The sequence below is a fragment of the Chryseobacterium sp. c4a genome (genome assembly GCF_009900745.1).
GTDB lineage: Bacteria > Bacteroidota > Bacteroidia > Flavobacteriales > Weeksellaceae > Chryseobacterium.
Map to the genome: position 1 here is coordinate 83,508 of NZ_WXVU01000020.1, position 17,842 is coordinate 101,349.

The 17,842-nt window shown below is 35.3% G+C and carries 11 protein-coding genes; all 11 read left to right on the plus strand.

The window, feature by feature from the left end:
- Window positions 1-390: 390 nt before the first annotated feature.
- The 11 genes from GTR01_RS21230 (at window position 391) to GTR01_RS21280 (ending at window position 17,837) form a co-directional block, all read left to right on the plus strand.
- Window positions 391-894 carry a DinB family protein gene (locus tag GTR01_RS21230; RefSeq protein ID WP_160139729.1) on the plus strand — a complete coding sequence of 168 codons (504 nt, stop codon included), beginning with the start codon at window positions 391-393 and terminating at the stop codon, window positions 892-894.
- 605 nt (window positions 895-1,499) lie between these two features.
- A complete protein-coding gene (locus GTR01_RS21235) occupies window positions 1,500-1,850 on the plus strand; it encodes an immunity 51 family protein (protein WP_160139730.1) in 351 nt (116 codons plus the stop codon).
- A 133-nt stretch (window positions 1,851-1,983) separates the two neighbouring features.
- Window positions 1,984-2,478: a hypothetical protein gene (locus tag GTR01_RS21240; RefSeq protein WP_160139731.1), complete on the plus strand. Its 495-nt coding sequence runs from the start codon at window positions 1,984-1,986 to the stop codon at window positions 2,476-2,478.
- A gap of 280 nt (window positions 2,479-2,758) precedes the next feature.
- Window positions 2,759-7,441, plus strand: coding sequence for a hypothetical protein (locus GTR01_RS21245; RefSeq protein WP_185155154.1), 4,683 nt, complete (start codon window positions 2,759-2,761; stop codon window positions 7,439-7,441).
- A gap of 40 nt (window positions 7,442-7,481) precedes the next feature.
- A complete protein-coding gene (locus tag GTR01_RS21250; protein WP_160139732.1) occupies window positions 7,482-12,800 on the plus strand; it encodes a fibronectin type III domain-containing protein in 5,319 nt (1,772 codons plus the stop codon).
- Window positions 12,791-13,348: a hypothetical protein gene (locus GTR01_RS21255; RefSeq protein WP_160139733.1), complete on the plus strand. Its 558-nt coding sequence runs from the start codon at window positions 12,791-12,793 to the stop codon at window positions 13,346-13,348. The genes GTR01_RS21250 and GTR01_RS21255 overlap by 10 nt, the downstream gene beginning before the upstream one ends.
- Window positions 13,335-14,123, plus strand: a complete 789-nt coding sequence (locus GTR01_RS24690; RefSeq protein ID WP_228452307.1) for a hypothetical protein — start codon at window positions 13,335-13,337, stop codon at window positions 14,121-14,123. Before GTR01_RS21255 ends, GTR01_RS24690 begins: the two co-directional genes overlap by 14 nt.
- Window positions 14,123-14,695 carry a hypothetical protein gene (locus tag GTR01_RS21265; protein WP_160139734.1) on the plus strand — a complete coding sequence of 191 codons (573 nt, stop codon included), beginning with the start codon at window positions 14,123-14,125 and terminating at the stop codon, window positions 14,693-14,695. Before GTR01_RS24690 ends, GTR01_RS21265 begins: the two co-directional genes overlap by 1 nt.
- Window positions 14,696-14,887: 192 nt before the next feature.
- Window positions 14,888-15,328, plus strand: coding sequence for a hypothetical protein (locus GTR01_RS21270; RefSeq protein ID WP_160139735.1), 441 nt, complete (start codon window positions 14,888-14,890; stop codon window positions 15,326-15,328).
- A gap of 74 nt (window positions 15,329-15,402) precedes the next feature.
- Window positions 15,403-15,615 carry a hypothetical protein gene (locus GTR01_RS21275; protein WP_160139736.1) on the plus strand — a complete coding sequence of 71 codons (213 nt, stop codon included), beginning with the start codon at window positions 15,403-15,405 and terminating at the stop codon, window positions 15,613-15,615.
- Window positions 15,616-15,713: 98 nt separating this feature from the next.
- Complete coding sequence (locus GTR01_RS21280; RefSeq protein WP_160139737.1) at window positions 15,714-17,837, plus strand: hypothetical protein; 2,124 nt, start codon at window positions 15,714-15,716, stop codon at window positions 17,835-17,837.
- Window positions 17,838-17,842 lie beyond the last annotated feature (5 nt).

Sequence of the window (17,842 nt, forward strand, 5' to 3'; positions counted from 1 at the left end):
CGATACATTAATGACTTTAGCATAGACTAGAATCAATAATATATTTCTAAATGTAGTGAATTTTATGATACAAATGAATAATTTTATTGTTAAATTGAATTATTGGTTTTTATTTTTAACAAGAAATAAATTTGAATAAAAAAAGAACTTTATAGCTCCGGTTTTCAGTCTTAAACCAACAAGTACTATAGAAAGTTCTATTTTCATTATTGTGATTTTTATAATTAAAATATTGGTATTTGTTAATTATGTAAATTTCATCATCCCTTGTTGATGATTATTTTTAGTGTTTTGAATAATAGGGATTGATAAATAAATGGAGAAGCTTTTATAATTCTTATATTCACAATGAGAAAAATAATAATTATTAATGACTAAAAACCTTTCAAAATGGAAATTACATCTATACCAGCATTCATTGATTATTATGAAAAAATCAGAGCAAGAACGAATAAGCTTATTGCAATTGTACCTCCTGAGCATCTTGATTTTTCTTATAAATCAGGGAAATTTACCATTGGAGATCAGATAAGGCACATTGCAGCAATAGAAAGGTATATGTATGGTGAAACCATTTCAGGAAGGAAGAGTGCTTATCAAGGTTGTGGAAAAGATCTGGCGGATGGATATGAAAATAGTGTGATATTTTTTAATGAGATGCACCGTCAAACTATAGAAATCATCAAAGGACTTTCAGATGAAGATCTTAGCCGTAAATGTTTAACACCAGCCAATAACCCTATCTCAATATGGAAATGGCTCAGGGCAATGGTAGAACATGAGATTCATCATCGTGCAGAGCTTTATATTTATCTCAACCTTCTGGATATAAAAACACCACAGATCTTTGGCTTTTCAGCGGAAGAAGTACAGGATTTGAGTGTTAAGCTATAAGGATAACAGGTTGGAAGATATTATCATTTAAAAAGATTCTGAAAAAATGATTGCCTGATAATAACCAACACTTATTGAAAAAACTAGAACTTCAACAATAAAATAGAATGGCTGTACAAAGCTGGTTTGCAAGTGGTTTTTTTTTAAATACCGTCAAAATAGTTAAATATATCTCTTAATAGTGTAAAAAATGTGTTTTTTATAAATGTTTTATGTTGTTTATATTATTTTAAAATAGAAGTGATTACGTGGTTTTTTATATCTTAATTCATGGAATTATCTTCAAAAAGTCGTAGAACTACTACAAATTTTCAGATTGATGCCTTAAAATTTTTTGAATATAAATAACCGCTTTATATTTGTTTTACCATCACACTATAACAAAGTATTATTAACGACTAAAATTTACGAGTATGATAGCATTCAAAGAATCATCTTAACATTCAGAAAAGGAAAAGAACATACGCTGTGAAAACAGTATCTGATCCATAATACTTCATAAAGCTACCATTTCCATGAGCAAATTTAATTTCAACTGTTTTTCTGAGACTTTTTGTTTCAGGGGTATTTGTTGATGCTGGAAAAGAATAAAAAATACTAAGAATATGGACATTAATCATTTTAAGGAAACCATTAAACCTTTCTTCTGGGTAGAACATAACAATAGTTTTTCGGTATGTCTAGATGTCGGAAATTATAAACAGGAGATCTTTGATGCAAGGGCAGATGAAGGTTTTGAAGGGAACGGTTACGATTGGAATTCTTTAGCAAATGTCTTTTTAGATGAGAAAAGACCAGATCTCGGTACAAGTATACGATTTGATCCTGAAGGCGGAATGTTTTGCGCTTATTCTTCTGATGAAAATGAATTGAAGGATTTTATACTGGATTTTAAAAAAGCATGTGAAGATGAAACTCTGATAAAGGATTTATTTTCAAGAGCAGAACTGGATTAATGTTCGTAATCTATCAGAATATTATGGGAGTGTAAACAATGTTGGGGTTGAATGTATTTGTTGTTAAATCACAAAAGAATCAGTAGAGCCGGATTTGGCCAACCTATTTTAAACCAATCTAATAAAAAATAATATGAAGAAAATATTTTCAGAACTTAAAGGCTTTGTGATATACAGCCCTGAGCTTTTAGCAAAATATCTCCAAGACCATAATCTGCCGGGAAATAATATCCTGAAATATTTTGTTGAGAACGAGCATGGAGATGTCATCACAAGATCCGGAATTGCTATTCCCGTGATAGGAGTGGAAGAAGATTATTATTCATTTTGTATTTCTGCCAATGAAGATCATATTTTAAGGAATGAGGAAGTGGCAGCACAATCTGATGGCTGGATATTTCAGACTTCCAATAACGAGTTAAGAGTCGTAGGTATTGGATATTTAAAAGATATTTCAACCATTAACGATGAAAATAGCATCCGGCTGAATCTTGAAAATGGATGGTTTTCACTAAAAATACGTGCCGGCCATAAGAATGGGGAAAAGCTTTTTGAGCTCAATACAAAAAAACAGGATAACAGACCGGATTTTAACGGAGACCTTACTACGACTTACTATTTTAATTAATAAAAATGACTTACCATAGCAAGTGTCAAAAGGAAAGAGTAATATGATATTTGCATTTTAATTTTAATAGGCTCCTCAATGTGGAAATTTATATGAGATTTTTCCCTTAATATTCCTTATTCATGAGGCTTACATGTAAAAATATTATAAGAAATAAGTGCTAATAGGTTGATTTTATTATGTATAGCATAGTTGTTATACGTTTTTAACACTAATTTTATTAGTACTTATTCCCTCTATGTGGAATTAAAAATATATTTTTGCACGAAACACAATAACCATGGCGAAAATATATTTTATTTTTATTATGTGCCTTTTTCTTGTTCCTATAAAGGCTCGTGAATACAATAAAACCGATTCCCTTCAATCACACACAAAAAAAACATTTCCCACTAAACCCGCTTCAAACGTATCCCTATTTCCTTTGGATCAATTCTCAGGGTTCGTCGAAACTGATCCTGAAAACGATAAAGAGATAGGTAAAGCAATGGGTGCTTTTAAAGAACTTGAAAAAAGCGGAAACTTTACAAGTACGATTAATCCCAATGAGCTTACCGTGTTACCTATCGGACTTAAAGAAAACAAGTCTAATGTAGAATACAGTATTGTTGTTACGAAGGCTAAATTTACTCCCGAATATGCTATGATTAATGTATATGCAAGAGTAACCACACCACAACAAGGAGCAGAGAACGGGAAGAAAACATTATTTTTCGGAGCCGAAGATATTAAGTTATCCTATAGTGGAAAGATCATTGGTGATGCAAAACTTTCGTTATTGGGAGATATCAATATGCCTTTTAACCAAAACCAGTGGATGCTTACTCTTGAAGGAGGAAGAATTACTAAAAACGGTGAAAGCATCAATGATAAGACTTACGTTACAATGGATTGTGAGGGGATTAAAGAACTCTCTTTAAAAGGGAATGTTCAGATCTCCAGAAATGTGCTTGTGCCCTTAGATAACAAAGGAGCTGTACTTCCTGAAATTGGAAATAATGGTACCAACAGGGTTCGTGGTGATTTTGCTCTTAAAGCAAGCGACTGGAATGATATTTTGGTGAAAGTGAGCATCAGTCCTTTTGCTATTACTTCTCAGATTAAAAATCAGGATAAGGGATACTTCTCTTTCTTCGTCAATAATGCTATTTTGGATCTGAGTGACCTGAGAACAGATCCAAGCGTGCAATTTCCTCAGTATTATAATACCCATGGCTATCTGATTGGCGGGACAGAATCCTGGAGAGGATTATATGTACAGACTTTAAATATCGGCCTTCCCCAAGAATTCAAAACAGAAGATCATATTGATACACGCGTTTCTTTTGAAGCTAATAATTTGTTGATTGATTCTTACGGGGTTTCCGGAAGCTTCGCAGCCAATAATATTTTCCCAATAGAGCGCGGGGTAACCAATAGAGAAAATGCCTGGCGATATTCTTTGGATAAAATAGGAATTGATCTTGCTGCTTCTAAAATTGTAGGGGCAAACCTGGAAGGGAAAATACAACTTCCGGTTCAAAAGAATAATGACAACTCTACAAATACCATTCCCAATTATCTAGGGTATAGAGGGGCTATAACAGAAGAACAATATCTGATCTCTGTGACAACTCTCAATGATATTAATTTTGATATCTGGAGTGCCAAGGCAACTATTGCAGCCGGTTCTTCCATTGAAATGCGTGTGAAAAATAAAGAATTCCTTCCTAAAGCAATTCTTAACGGAAGCATGGCTATTGCAGCTAATTCTTCTGCGGATGATAATGATCCTAACAGTAAAAAAGATGCCGATTTTAAAGGAATCGAGTTTCAGGGACTTACATTACAGACGAAAGCACCATTTGTAACAGTTCAATATTTTGGAGTAAAAGGAGAACAGAAATTAGCTGGTTTTCCGGCAAGTATCAGTAATATCGTTGTGATCGCAGACGGATCGCGGGCTAATTTAGGGTTTAATGTTACCGTTGGTTTACAGGAAGAACGCTTTTCTGCAACAGGCGGAATGATGATTAATGGCTTGATCGTAAGTGAAAATAACAGACAACGATGGAAGTATGATGGGTTTAACCTTACTAAACTGGCACTTAACAATGTAGATATTGGAGTGGGTAAGATCTCCGGAAGTCTTGAGATCATGCGCAAGGATCCGTTATACGGAAATGGATTTAAAGCTAATCTTAAAGCAGAGATCACATCACTAAGTAAAATTACCGTTGAAGTAGCCGCAGCTTTTGGATACAGTACTTTCAGGTATTGGGGATTTGAAGGGTCTGTAAAAGGACTTAGTATTCAGGCTACTGCATTGAAGATTACCGGGTTTACAGGAGGTGCATTTTATCGAATGATTCCTGATCGTGAACTCACTATGAATCCTACCTATGAAAATAAAGCTTTGGTTCTAAAACCTGATAATACTGTGGGATTAGCATTGAGAGCTGGTATTTACGGTTCTATTCCGACAAACAAAACCATCGACATCATGGCAGGTTTCAGTATTTCTACGAATCCTAATGGTGGATTGGCCAATATCGGATTTATAGGTGAAGCTGTAGTAATGGCTGATCTTACAAAGTTAGTTCCTGGAGATGCACTTGCCGGTGTTCAGAATAAATTCAAAAAAATGACTGAGAATGTGCAGTTTTTGAATGACCTGAAAAATAATAAAACAGTCAACACATTTCTGGATACAAAGAAGGTTGACGAACAATATCCCGTTACCGAAAAAATTGATGGTGCCATCTATGCTAAGTTGGCCATGAACTATGATTTTAACAATAATGTATTCCATGCAAGTCTGGATGTATTTATTGATATTGCTAAAGGAATTATCAAAGGAATTGGGCCTAATGGACGTGCCGGATGGGCTGTTGTACATATTGCACCGGATGAATGGTATATGCACATTGGTACTCCAACGGACATGATCGGGCTTAAAGTTGGGTTTGATAGTTTTTATTTACAATCTTCCAGCTACTTTATGGTAGGAACCCGCATTCCGGGCAGTCCGCCACCACCGGTTGAAGTAGCAGAAATCTTGGGACTTCAGGTTCAGGATCTTGATTATATGAGCAATCTTAACGCTCTTGGTGATGGAAAAGGTTTTGCCTTCGGTACACACCTTAAATTTGATACGGGTGATATGACGGCATTATTCCTATATGCACGTTTCCAGGCTGGTTTAGGAACTGATATTATGCTTAAAAACTATGGTGAAGCTAAATGTTCCAATCGTGGTGGAGACAGAATAGGGATTAATGGATGGTATGCGAACGGCCAGGCTTATGTTTATTTACAAGGGGAGCTAGGTATTAAAATAAAGCTTTGGTTTATCAAAAAGAAAATTCCAATTATTAAAGCAGGAGTTGCCGCTCTTTTACAAGCGAAAGGCCCCAATCCATATTGGGTAAGAGGATATCTTGGCGGATATTACAACCTGCTTGGTGGCTTGATAAAAGGTCGTTTTAGATTTAAGATGGAGTTTGGTGAAGAATGTGTTCTTGAAAATTCATCAGTGCTTGGCGGTATGAAGATTATTACAGACTTAACCCCGAGAAAAGATGAAACGAACGTAGATGTTTTTGCTATTCCTCAAGCTACTTTTGGCGTTCGAGTGAACGAACCTATCGTAATTCCTGAAGATGATGGAGATCATACTTACAAAGTCATTGTAGAGAAAATGACCATTGTTGATGATCAAGGTAAAGAAATTAAAGGAGTTATAGAATATGCTAATTCTAAAGACTTTGCCAATTTTATTTCTGATGATATTCTGCCTCCTAACAAAACACTGAAAGCAATGGCTCAGGTAAGTTTTATGGAGAAAAAGAATGGAATGTATGAAATAGTGATGGTTGATGGGCAAAAAGCAGTAGAAATTGAAGAACGTACATTTAAAACAGGTTCAGCACCAGAAGCAATTCCTCTGTCAAATATAAAATATGCTTATCCGGTAGCCGAGCAGGAAAACTATTATAAAGGAGAAAGTACCAACGGTTATATCAAGCTAAAAAGAGGACAAGACTATTTGTTTGATGATCCTAATTGGAGTACTTCAACCGTTTTTGCTGCAGATTCACCAGTAGAAAGTAGTTTCTCTTATAATACTGCTGATAATATTGTGAATTTCAAAGTGCCGGATCTTGCTAAGCAGAAAGATTATACACTGGCACTGATTGCAAAAAATAAGAACGGATCTAATAGTGCCTCTGAAAATGATACCGTAGAAAATACAGAGAAAACAGAAGAGGGCACTGATGGCTCAGCAGTTTCTGTAACTACAGAAATTAAAAAAGCTCAAAATCTTTCTAAAAATGGTGAGATCGACAGGCTTTCGTATGTATTCAGAACCAGTAAGTATAACACACTTTCTGATAAGCTATCTGCTTTGAATTTCAATCCTTTATGGATCAAATTAAGTTCCGACGTAGTGACATTGCAGAATAATATGAATGCTGATGAGTATTTTGATGCTACTGAAATTTCAGGTTCAAAATATACTGATAATAAACCGTTGATTAATCTTACTGCTTTAATGGAGGATTCTTTTGCGGGTAAATTTAAAGGGCTTTTATACAATAACTATCCATTTGACGGATTAGAATTGAACAGAGCTGAGAGTGATGATGACTTTACAGGAATTCCGCCTACGAACGCTTTCCCGGTATTTACTTCATATCTGCAATATTTGGGGAATGATAAAGGCAATGCATTTTTGAAACAAACTTTCCCTTTCAAATATGACTTATTCAGTTATTATAAAGCGGACTGGTACGAATTGATTTCTAAAGCAGCCTCTAAATATGTAGGATCTCCTGAAAACTCGAGGTCTCCACTCATTAATGCTTTACTTGAATCCACGTTTGGAACCATCCCTTCCGTAAAGTATAATGTTAAGGCCAAATATGTTTTACCGGGAGACAAACAAGGATCAGAAAAACAAATTAACTATAAATTCAAATAAAGCGTGCTTTATCTGAGAACTCAATATAAAAACACAGAACATGATTGAAGATTGTTTTAAATCATATTTAAAAAGACAGCACTACTATACTAAAGTTATTGCGCTATTTTTATTATTGATTTCAGGTCTTATGCCAGTGAAAGTGACGGGACAGCAATATCCTGTGAAGCTGGTTCCTGTTGTTATTCCTCCTTATAGTCTTCGGCTTGCAGATTATGCAACCAGTACAGACAATAAGCTGCAGCTACAGGTTTTAATGACTGACCTTCTGGAACCACAGCATCAGACGGGAATTAAATTTTCTCTGGAGGCAGGGCTTAATGCAGTTCCTATTGCAAGATCTAATGATTTTGTTGTAGGGCTGAGTCCTTTTATGCTGTATCCGGGAAGTAATGTGACCTTGAGTAATGTAGATTTACGTTCCCTTTTTGAATTACAAAACCTGGCCGGAATTAATGCAGTGCAATACTCAAAACCTCTGGCAGATGGAGTATATCAGTTTTGCTTTCAGGCATATGATTATTATACAAAGAATAATCTTTCTTCAAAGACATGTACGTCGGTTTTTATGGTTCAGTATGATCCACCGATGCTTACTCTTCCGCAAAATGCAGAAAAAATACAGGCATTGGCTCCTTATGGTGGTGGCGGTGGTGTTGTGTTTCAGTGGATGCCACGACAAATTGCTCCGAATACCCGTTATATTTTTACTTTAAAAGAACTTTGGGATCAGGGGCAGAGTCCTATTTCCGGCTTTCTTTCAGCTCCGCCACTCTGGAGAGAAGAAACGTATGCCCCTACTTTATATTATGGAATAGATAAAACCCAACTTATGCCAGGCAAAAGATATGCTTGGCAGGTGCAGGCAAAATCAGGAAACCCTGTATTGGGAGCCAATTCTACAGATGATAACGGAGTTTATAAGAATAATGGACTTTCGGAAATTTTCTATTTCGATTATGTAGAGAATTGTGCGGTACCTACTTTGCTTATGGCTAAAAATGCGGGTAAAGGAAGGGTAGAGATCCGATGGAGTCTTGCAGGACAACCGGGTGGTTTGTACAATGTTCAATACAGAAAAAAAGGAAGCAGTGCAGAATGGGCTACCCAGCAAAGTTATCAGGCAACAGCAATTCTTACAGGACTTGAAGATAAGACAGAATATGAGTATCGGGTAGGTACAGTCTGCGGAAGCACTCAAACCTTTGGAGATACCAATCCAACGACTTCAGGAAATAGTGCCGGAAATGCCTATAGCTATAGTGGAATTCAGTTTTTCACAACAGACGGCAGTTCTTCAAACAATAATTATCAGTGTGGGATCATGCCGGCAGTGGATATTGCCAATAAAAATCCATTGCAGAGCATGCTGGGGAATAATGAAGTATTTACAGCCGGAGATTTCCCGGTAACGGTATTGTCAGCCCAAGGGAGCAATGGTATTTATACAGGAACAGGCTTTATTGAAGTTCCTTATTTAGCGGATACAAAAATCAAGGTAAGCTTTACCAATATCAAGCTTAATACAGATAAAAAACTGATTGAAGGAACGGTTGAAACCACTTATGATCCGAATGAAACGGCAGTACACTATGCTTCCGGAGGATTAGGAGAAACTTTTGGAGATGCAGGAGTAAAAGAGATTACCGTAGATTATACGATTGTAGATATTAAATATACGGCAACACCACCACCGGGAAAAATTACAGTGTATGGTGATTCCGGTAATGGCGGATCTCCAAGCCAGCAGGATTACCCAGGCGGAAAAGACTATGAGATTAAGGATAAAGACGGAAACATCTGGACGGTAGATGAAAATGGAAATGTTACCAAAACAGGCAAGGTGGCTGAAGGTGGAGCGTCCAATTCAACCAATACAGACGGCGTTTCAGGAAGTGGAAGTAATGCTGCTGTCAATCAATATACAGCCAAAGGAATCAAAATAGAATGGAAAGAAGACGCTGCAGGTAAGTTTGCGTTTGATACACCGGAAAAAACAAAGCTTCCAACATCCAAATATCCTTCTGTAAAAGATGCAGACAATAATACCATATATGTTCCTTATAAGGCTACTGTTAATAAGCAGACGGAATTATTTGACGCGAAAGTAAGTATTTCTGATCCTTCCTTTAAAGATGCAAAAATCATCTTTAAAACCTTAGGAACAGGAAAAGCTATTGAAGCTACAGAGGTTAATAAGACAGCCACAGAAAGAAACTATCAGTTAAAACTTCCGGGCACATTTGATTATGCAGAGGAAGAGGTGATTGCGGTGCTGATGCCTAAAGAAACAGGCTCAAAACAGAAAGTAATCGGCAGTTTCCGTCTTGTACATCTGAGTCCTGAAGATATCAATGTGAGTTTGGTTCCGCTGGATGCCGCTTCACAATCTAATCTGCAGGCACAAGGTGCTAAACTGAACCAGATTTACAATAAAATTGGAGTGAAATTCAATGTTAAGGAAGAACCTATCCTGAATATCAGTTCTATTGTAAGCGGTGATACCATCAACAGTGAAGATTCTGATCTGATGAGTACGTATAGTCCTCAACAGCAGCAGATCAACGCACTTTATAAAGGTACTGATGCAAGATATGTACTGTTTGTAACAGATAAGAAATCTTCAACCGGACAGAGTGGATATATGCGCCTGAATGGCCAGTTTGGTTATGTGTATGGAAATACCCCTGCCAAAACAGGAGCCCACGAATTAGGACATGGTGTATTCAAGCTGGAACACCCTTGGAAAGCCTACGGAACTCCAGAAAAAGGAACGAATCTATTGATGGATTATACTCCAGGAGAAGAACTTTCTCATCTGGAATGGAAGCAGATCAATGATCCGGCATTTAAGCTTTATGCGTTCCAGGGACAGAGTGCGGGAGAGTTTTCAGTCACTCAATTGACACCAGAATGGGAGCCATTTAAATTTAGTGGATCTAGTATTTATCTTTCTGGTGATGTGAAAACTCCAAATGGGGCAGTTCATGGAATTGCCATGTGTAAAAACAACGACTGTTCAGAAAGAACAGACTATTATTGGGAAAATAGAAATGGTAAAAATGGTTATTATGCTAAAGGAATATCTGAGCCACTTGCCATTACGCTGCTTTCACAACAAGAAAAAACAAAGAATCCTACAATTACATTATTCTGGAATTATGGATCTTGTGGATACAATAAAAACTATACGACTTCCTGGAATTATATTAAAGATAAAAAAGGCTTTGATCTTACTCAAGTTACAGATGCCAACTCTATCAAGTATTTGAGTACTGTACCTTGTTTGGATGGTTCAGGAAGTAGTGTTATCTCTGATGATATTTGTGTAGGCAAAGATGTAGTTGCTATTAATAAAGGATATAACAAACTTCGGGCGATCATTGATTCTAATGATAAGCCATTACTTGTTGAGACAATTAAAAATGTAGATGATTGTTCATTAAGATTATTGTCTTATACAGAGATCGAAAAATTAATTAAAAAATTAGGATACGACAGTACCATAAAAGACGATCAGGAGTCCGCTATTGTAAGACTTGCTGCTTCTATTAAAGCAGAAAATTTCAAGACCTTCTATATTCTTTTAGAAAATAATAATAATGAATTAATCAAAAATCTTGTCAGTCATTTACAGGATAGAATTATCCTTTATGGAGGTAATAATTACACCAATTTTATGGGGGTATTGGTGTCTATGTTTAACAAATATCCGGCATCAATTGCCGATAGATGGCCATCTGAAACAGATAATTTTGCTTCAAGAGTTATTAACCTTAATCCTGTAGACTATTCTAGTGATACTTCATCAATTATCTATCAGAGCTATACATCAAAACATAATGATGGAGTCTATGATGAATCAACAGGTAATATAGGTTTATTTGATGTTTACACCACGTATCATCATAATCCGGTGACTGCCCATGAGTCTGGGATGTCTAAAACGGAAAATAAAGAAAAGATTACAGATGTCTCCCCATTGAGTCCTGTAATTATGATACCAAATGCAGATAAAATCCCTTTAATACAATCCGCAATAGATGGTTATGATTTTGGTAATGGCAATTATATTGTTCCCGCCATACTCCTGAAGTACAGCAAAGATAAAATACGTAATGATTATATTGAAAAAGGTGTTATTACAACACTGGATATAGCTACTATATATCTGAGTGGAGGAACTGCATTGGCAACTAAAGTGACATGGATACGCCGTGCATGGGCAATGGCTGAAGTGGCTGGAGCAGTTGGAAATATAGCTGTTACAACACAAACTGTAAATCCGGATAGTAATCTAGGAAAAGCAATCAATGCTTATAACCTTGGAATGGGTATTATCGGAGTGAAAAACCTTAGTGTTGGTGGATATAAGTTTATAAGCAGTCTTCCTCAGGCTACAAAGAAATTATTGCAGGAGAATAAAGGGTTAAGAGATCTATTGACTGCTAAATATCTTGAATGGAAAACACTTACTACGAATCTTGATAACCTGCCTCCTGCAGAGAGAGAGTTGCTTACTAAACAAGAGCAGGTTTGGAAAGCTCTGGGAATTGTAGATAAACTTGTAGATGCTGTTTACAAAAATGTAAAATATGACGATTTTGTTAAAACAGTAGGAGATTTTGCCAATGGAGCGAAGGGAGATATAGCTCGTGAAGCCTATAGGTTATGGGGCGCTGATAAATGGGATGAGCTTTATAAGTTATTTAAAGATAACAATCTGAATGATTGGAACGGAATTAACTGGCCTCCATATAGTGGGTTCTCTAAAATCAATAAAATTGTTAAAGGAAATGACTATGACTTAAGAATCGATAGATTCCAGAAAGAAACAAGCTTAGGAGGTGGATTTGGTAGTCCTATCCTGAAAAATGGAGAAGGTGTTGATGATTTGGTTTACACTTATGACTCCCGAATGTTGGCAGATAAATTAGATGATGGAATCTATTACTTCTCATTTAAAATGAGCAAGAAAGCTACAGATGTAGACTTGAAAGTTGGAGATGTAGCCCCTTGGTTTAAGAAAAACGTGAACCTTGCTGGAGAACAAATAGAATTTTCCAAAAAACTTCATGCAATGGATGCAAGCTATTTTGATGATGTTCAAGCGTTGGTAAGAATTAATAAAAAATGGAGAATATGTGTTGTAGAAGGTAAAGCGGTAGTGACAGAAATTCAGACTGCATTGAATAAACTTCCTCAAAATGTAGCAGATGATATTGCAGTCTATATCAACGGTGATAAAAGTAGGCTTACGTATTTTAAAAATGCAGAAAAATCCGGTAAATTGGATAAAACAATAGAAGCCTACCAAATTTATAAAAGAAATAAAGTAAAAACGATATTATGTCCTTAGCATTAGATAGACCCCACACTTTTGAATCTAAATTCAAAAACATCAAACTGATTGCAACAGAATTTGATGAACCTTTTTATGGATTTACTTTATGGAGATTCAGGTTGTATGTTGATGATAATTTGTTTATCCATTCTCTTTTAGACTATGAAGGAAAAGGGTGTGGACTGGAAGCAGATTTAGAAAAATTTAAACTTGAATCCGGAGATGGAGCATTTGTATTTATTCCTTATGGTCTGATGGTTATGAATACCCATGATCTTAGCTTGAAAAAGTATGATGCAGAGATAGGAACAAATAATACTTTTATTGAAAACAACTTCTGGGACGATAAACTTTTTGTTCTAAGACAACGTAGTGTTTGGGTAGTAGATTTGAAAGAGCAAAAGCTGCTGCAAAAAACATATCCCTTCGAGAAACTGAAATTTGAAAAAATGTGGCGACAAGGGGATAATGTTAAATTTTTATACAAAGATAAACTAACAGGAGAAGCCCAAACTCTGGAGTACAGCCTGGAAAATAAAAACTTCATAAATGATGTGGTATAGAAACTTATTAACGGTAATAGGACTGCTGCTTATCAGTCTTTTATCAGCACAGTCCTGCAATTTTGATGACTTTGTAAACGATCTGTCCCAAGGCAATGCAGTCTTTAAAAGTATTGTTAATGAAGAAGACGGCTTCAAAGCATGGCAGATTCTGGCAGAGGAAGCTCCTGCATTAAGGAAAAATGCAGATGAACTGAACCTCGTTTCTAAAAACCTGAGCGCTATTGAAAAGGCGGGTGGGTATAAGAAGTGGAAAGAAGCGGACGGTTTAGGTAGTGTATTTGGAAATATAGCGAAAAATGGTAATAAGATTGAATATACAAATCCCGCAGGAAAAATATTGAGGTGGAGTGAACAAAGAAGTAATGATATCAATAATTCAATAATAAACTCTAAAAATTTAGATATATCAAATTCAAATAATGTAGGAAGAATTATTGAAGGGAAAGTAGGTGATTTTGTAAATGGTAAAAAACAAGTTACAGCCTTTGGTCAAAAAATAGATCCAAATATTACGGATATAGATGTAGGAACTGCTGATGAAATTATTGAAGTTAAAGCTTCGTTTAGTTCTGTAAAAGAGACACAATTTGCGAAGTTGTTAAATAAGGATCTAGACAATTTTTGTAATCCATATAATAAGAAGGTAATTCTGTATATAGATAAACCTTTAAGTGATGCGACACCTGCACAAATAAATATGATAGATAGAATTAAACAACAAGGAGTAACAGTAGTGAATTCGTTGGAAGAACTTGGGCAAATATTAAAATAATGGGAACATTTTCAAAAGCATTTATAAAATTGAACGATCTAAAGGTAATTTTAGATGAATTAAAAAATTACTATATCATTGGAAGACAAGAGATCATTGAAGAATCTAAACCGTTGTATTATTCCCAAAATAGTAATGAAACAATCATTTTATCCAATAATTATAATAACGATTGGTGTGAAATAGAACTTGAATTTAATTATTCTGTTTATTTATATGATGAATTTTTAAGAAGGCTCTCAAGTAAATTTAATACAATCATACTCTTTGCATATTATCAATCAACTATAGGCGATGGAAGAATTGCAAAATTTAATAGAGGACAGCTTGATTTATCAATATCTCAGAAATATTTCAAACACAATGGGCATGAGAAAATTTGTTTGGTTGACAATTTTGGAATATCTGAAGTAATGAAAAAAGAATTTGATATTCCTAAGCTAGGAGAGGATTTTAATAGAATTGATTATGATTTAATAAATGAATTTCTCAGCAATAATGGATTATCACCAGATAATTTAAAAGAATATCAAAAATGGTCTTATTTACATATTGAAAAAATAAATGGATAATCTAAAAAGTATACTTACAAATAGATAAAAAAACTGATAAAGTAGTGACTACAAAATATAGTCAGCTGTTAATGGAAAATATACCAAATAAGCGTTGAGAAATACTATGGATATACTAGATGAAATTTATGAACTGTATAAACTTTATAATGATTACGGAAAAATTGAAAATGGGAATTCAAATGAATTGATATGCTTAAACCATTTGTTATACGAAACGAAATATGGAATCTAAAGAGTTTTGATGAAAAACAAAATATTAGAGAGCATCTTAAAATGAAACTACTCAATATAGCAGGAAGTAAAGAAGAGTATGAAGAGAGGTTTGAATTGGAAAATGCGATTATAAATATACACTCACTTATAGATGTAATTGAGAGTAAAATAAATACATTAGGAGGTTTTGATGATTCGATGACTATAAGATTTAAATCGATGCTTTTTGTTGAAAAGTATTTGATTAATGAATATAAGAATCCTAAAATTATAAGAACGTCTAATTATAATTTGTTAATAAATCTAATAAAGGAAATACTATCTAATTACAATGTAGAGTACAAGAGTGATATAATAAAGCTAAGAGATATTATAATGAAAAAATATAATTTGTTAAATAATAATGGAGATAGGTAGAAAGGATATTTGATCTGTAAAATATGAACTAAAAATTGCATATAAAACTATTCAAAGTATACTGATTATTAATAATGGATTGGAAAACTATTCAAGATAACTATTCAAACCATGCGGGTACCTATAAAAATTTAAAAGATGAATTTTTATGGCTGGATTATGAATATCATTTTGATGAAAAAGATGTTGATGAGAATTGGAATAGTAAAATTATTAGAGACTCCAGAAAGATAAGTAGCCTGTATTATGATAAGATGAAATATAATGTTGCAAGCATCAATGTTTAATAATAGAACCAAGAAACAGTTGAATATGTGAACCTATTGGATGGAAGAGATGAAAAATCTTCAGAACCTAACAAAAAACTAATAACCAAAACAAAATAATGAACATAAAAACACAATATACATTGAAGAAACATTTATTGCTTTTCACAATGCTGTTATGCAGTATTGTATGGGGACAGCAAAAGGATGCTGACAAACCTGTTACCCCTCATATCCGTCTTAAAACAGATGCTAAAAAAGATAAAATATCGCTGAGATGGGCGGTAGACGAGCCATTGGCATGGCAAAGAGCCAATAAAACTGGATTTTCTTTAAAAAGATATGTCCTGGCCAGAAATGGGAAAGTTCTTACGAAACCTGAAGAAAAAGACCTTGGAATTTTCAAAGCGGCATCAGAAAATGAGTGGAAGGAGGTAGTAGAGAAAAATGATAATGCAGCCATTGTAGCTCAGTCACTTTTCGGAGACAGCTTTGAGGTGGAAATGGGAGAAAAGCAAGGAAAACTCGAAGGAGTAGTCAGTAAATCTGCCGAGATTGAGCAGCGTTTTGCTTATGCCCTTATGGCCGCCGATCTGGATTTTGAGGTTGCCAAACTTGCCGGATGGGGGTACACCGATACTGATGTAAAACCTAATGAAAGGTATCTGTACATGGTAAGCACAATTCAGGATGGTAAATCAATAAATATCCTGCCGGTAAAAGGAGAAGCACTGGCTTCTATTGCAGCTACCAACGAATTGCCTAAGCCACTGGATTTTATCGGAATATTTAAAGACCAGACCGTAACATTATCCTGGGAATATTTGCAGCTTCGTGAGACTTATACCGCTTATTATGTGGAGAGAGCTCAGGAAGGAACAGCTTTTAAAGAGTTGGGAGACCTTCCGGTGATGAATATGAATGATAATGATGGCAGGCAAACCCAGGGAATGGTATTTGTAGACTCTCTGAAACAGAACAATGCAAAATTCAGCTATCGTATCCGTGGAAAAACGATTTTTGGGGATTATGGGCCTTACTCTGATATTGTTTCCGGTGCTGGTAAAAAGAGCATGGAAGCTACACCAAGGATTTCAGAACTTAATATCGGGGAAGATGAAAACATTGCCTTAGAATGGGAGTTTCCTAAAGAAGCCGAAAAGGATATTGTTTCTTTTGAGTTGCTTCACTCCGAGACCGATGCTCAGAATAGTTATAAAACAATCAAAAATAAAATTCCGGTTACAACAAGAAACTTGATAACCAAAAGCCTTGCTCCATCCAATTATTATAAAATACAGGCCGTTGGAAAAGGGGGCGACAAACGTGAATCTTTTTCAGTACTGGCACAGCCTAATGATACAACACCTCCCGAAACTCCAACAGGTTTTAAAGGAAAAATAGACTCTTTGGGAGTTGCTCACCTGGAATGGAAAGCCAATACAGAGAAGGATCTTGAAGGATATCATGTTTTCAGAGGAATTCAAAAAGGAGATGAATTGGTAAGACTTACTCCACAGGCAATCACCAAAAATAAGTTTGAAGATAAAGTCGTACTGGAGAACCTGAATTCTAAAGTATATTATTATATCACAGCAACAGATCGACGCAAAAATCAATCAAAACCAACCATCATCCTTGAACTGGAAAAGCCTGATAAGGTGAGACCACAAGCTCCAGTATTCACAGAATATAAACTGGAAGATGATGGAAAAATAACCCTGCATTGGTTGAAAAGTCATAGTGATGATGTTGCTTCCCATCAGTTATACCGTCAGGCCAAAGATTCAGAAGATAAAAGCTGGAAGATGATCTATGAAACCAAAGAAATCAAGCCGGATTATGTGTACACGGATAAAGATGTGGAAGTTAACAAGCAGTACACCTATTACATGCTTGCGATAGACAAAAGCCAGCTAAAGTCAGATAAATCACAGGAAATGACCTTGAGAAGCAACAGTTTTGAACCACAATCTATCCTCACCAATCTATCCGGTTCTGCCAGCAAAAGTAAAGCACAGATTGAACTGAACTGGAAGATCAGTGGAGATAGCGTAGGGGAGATCATTGTTTATCGTCAGAAAGGGACAGAAAAACCAAGTCTTTGGGGAACATTGACAGGGGGACAAAACTTTTTGGAAGACAAGTCAATCCAGGTAGGAAATACTTACACTTATTTATTAAAGCCAATGCTGAAAAATAATCAGGTGGCAAAGACTGAAAAAATAAGTATCGAATATTAAAAAAA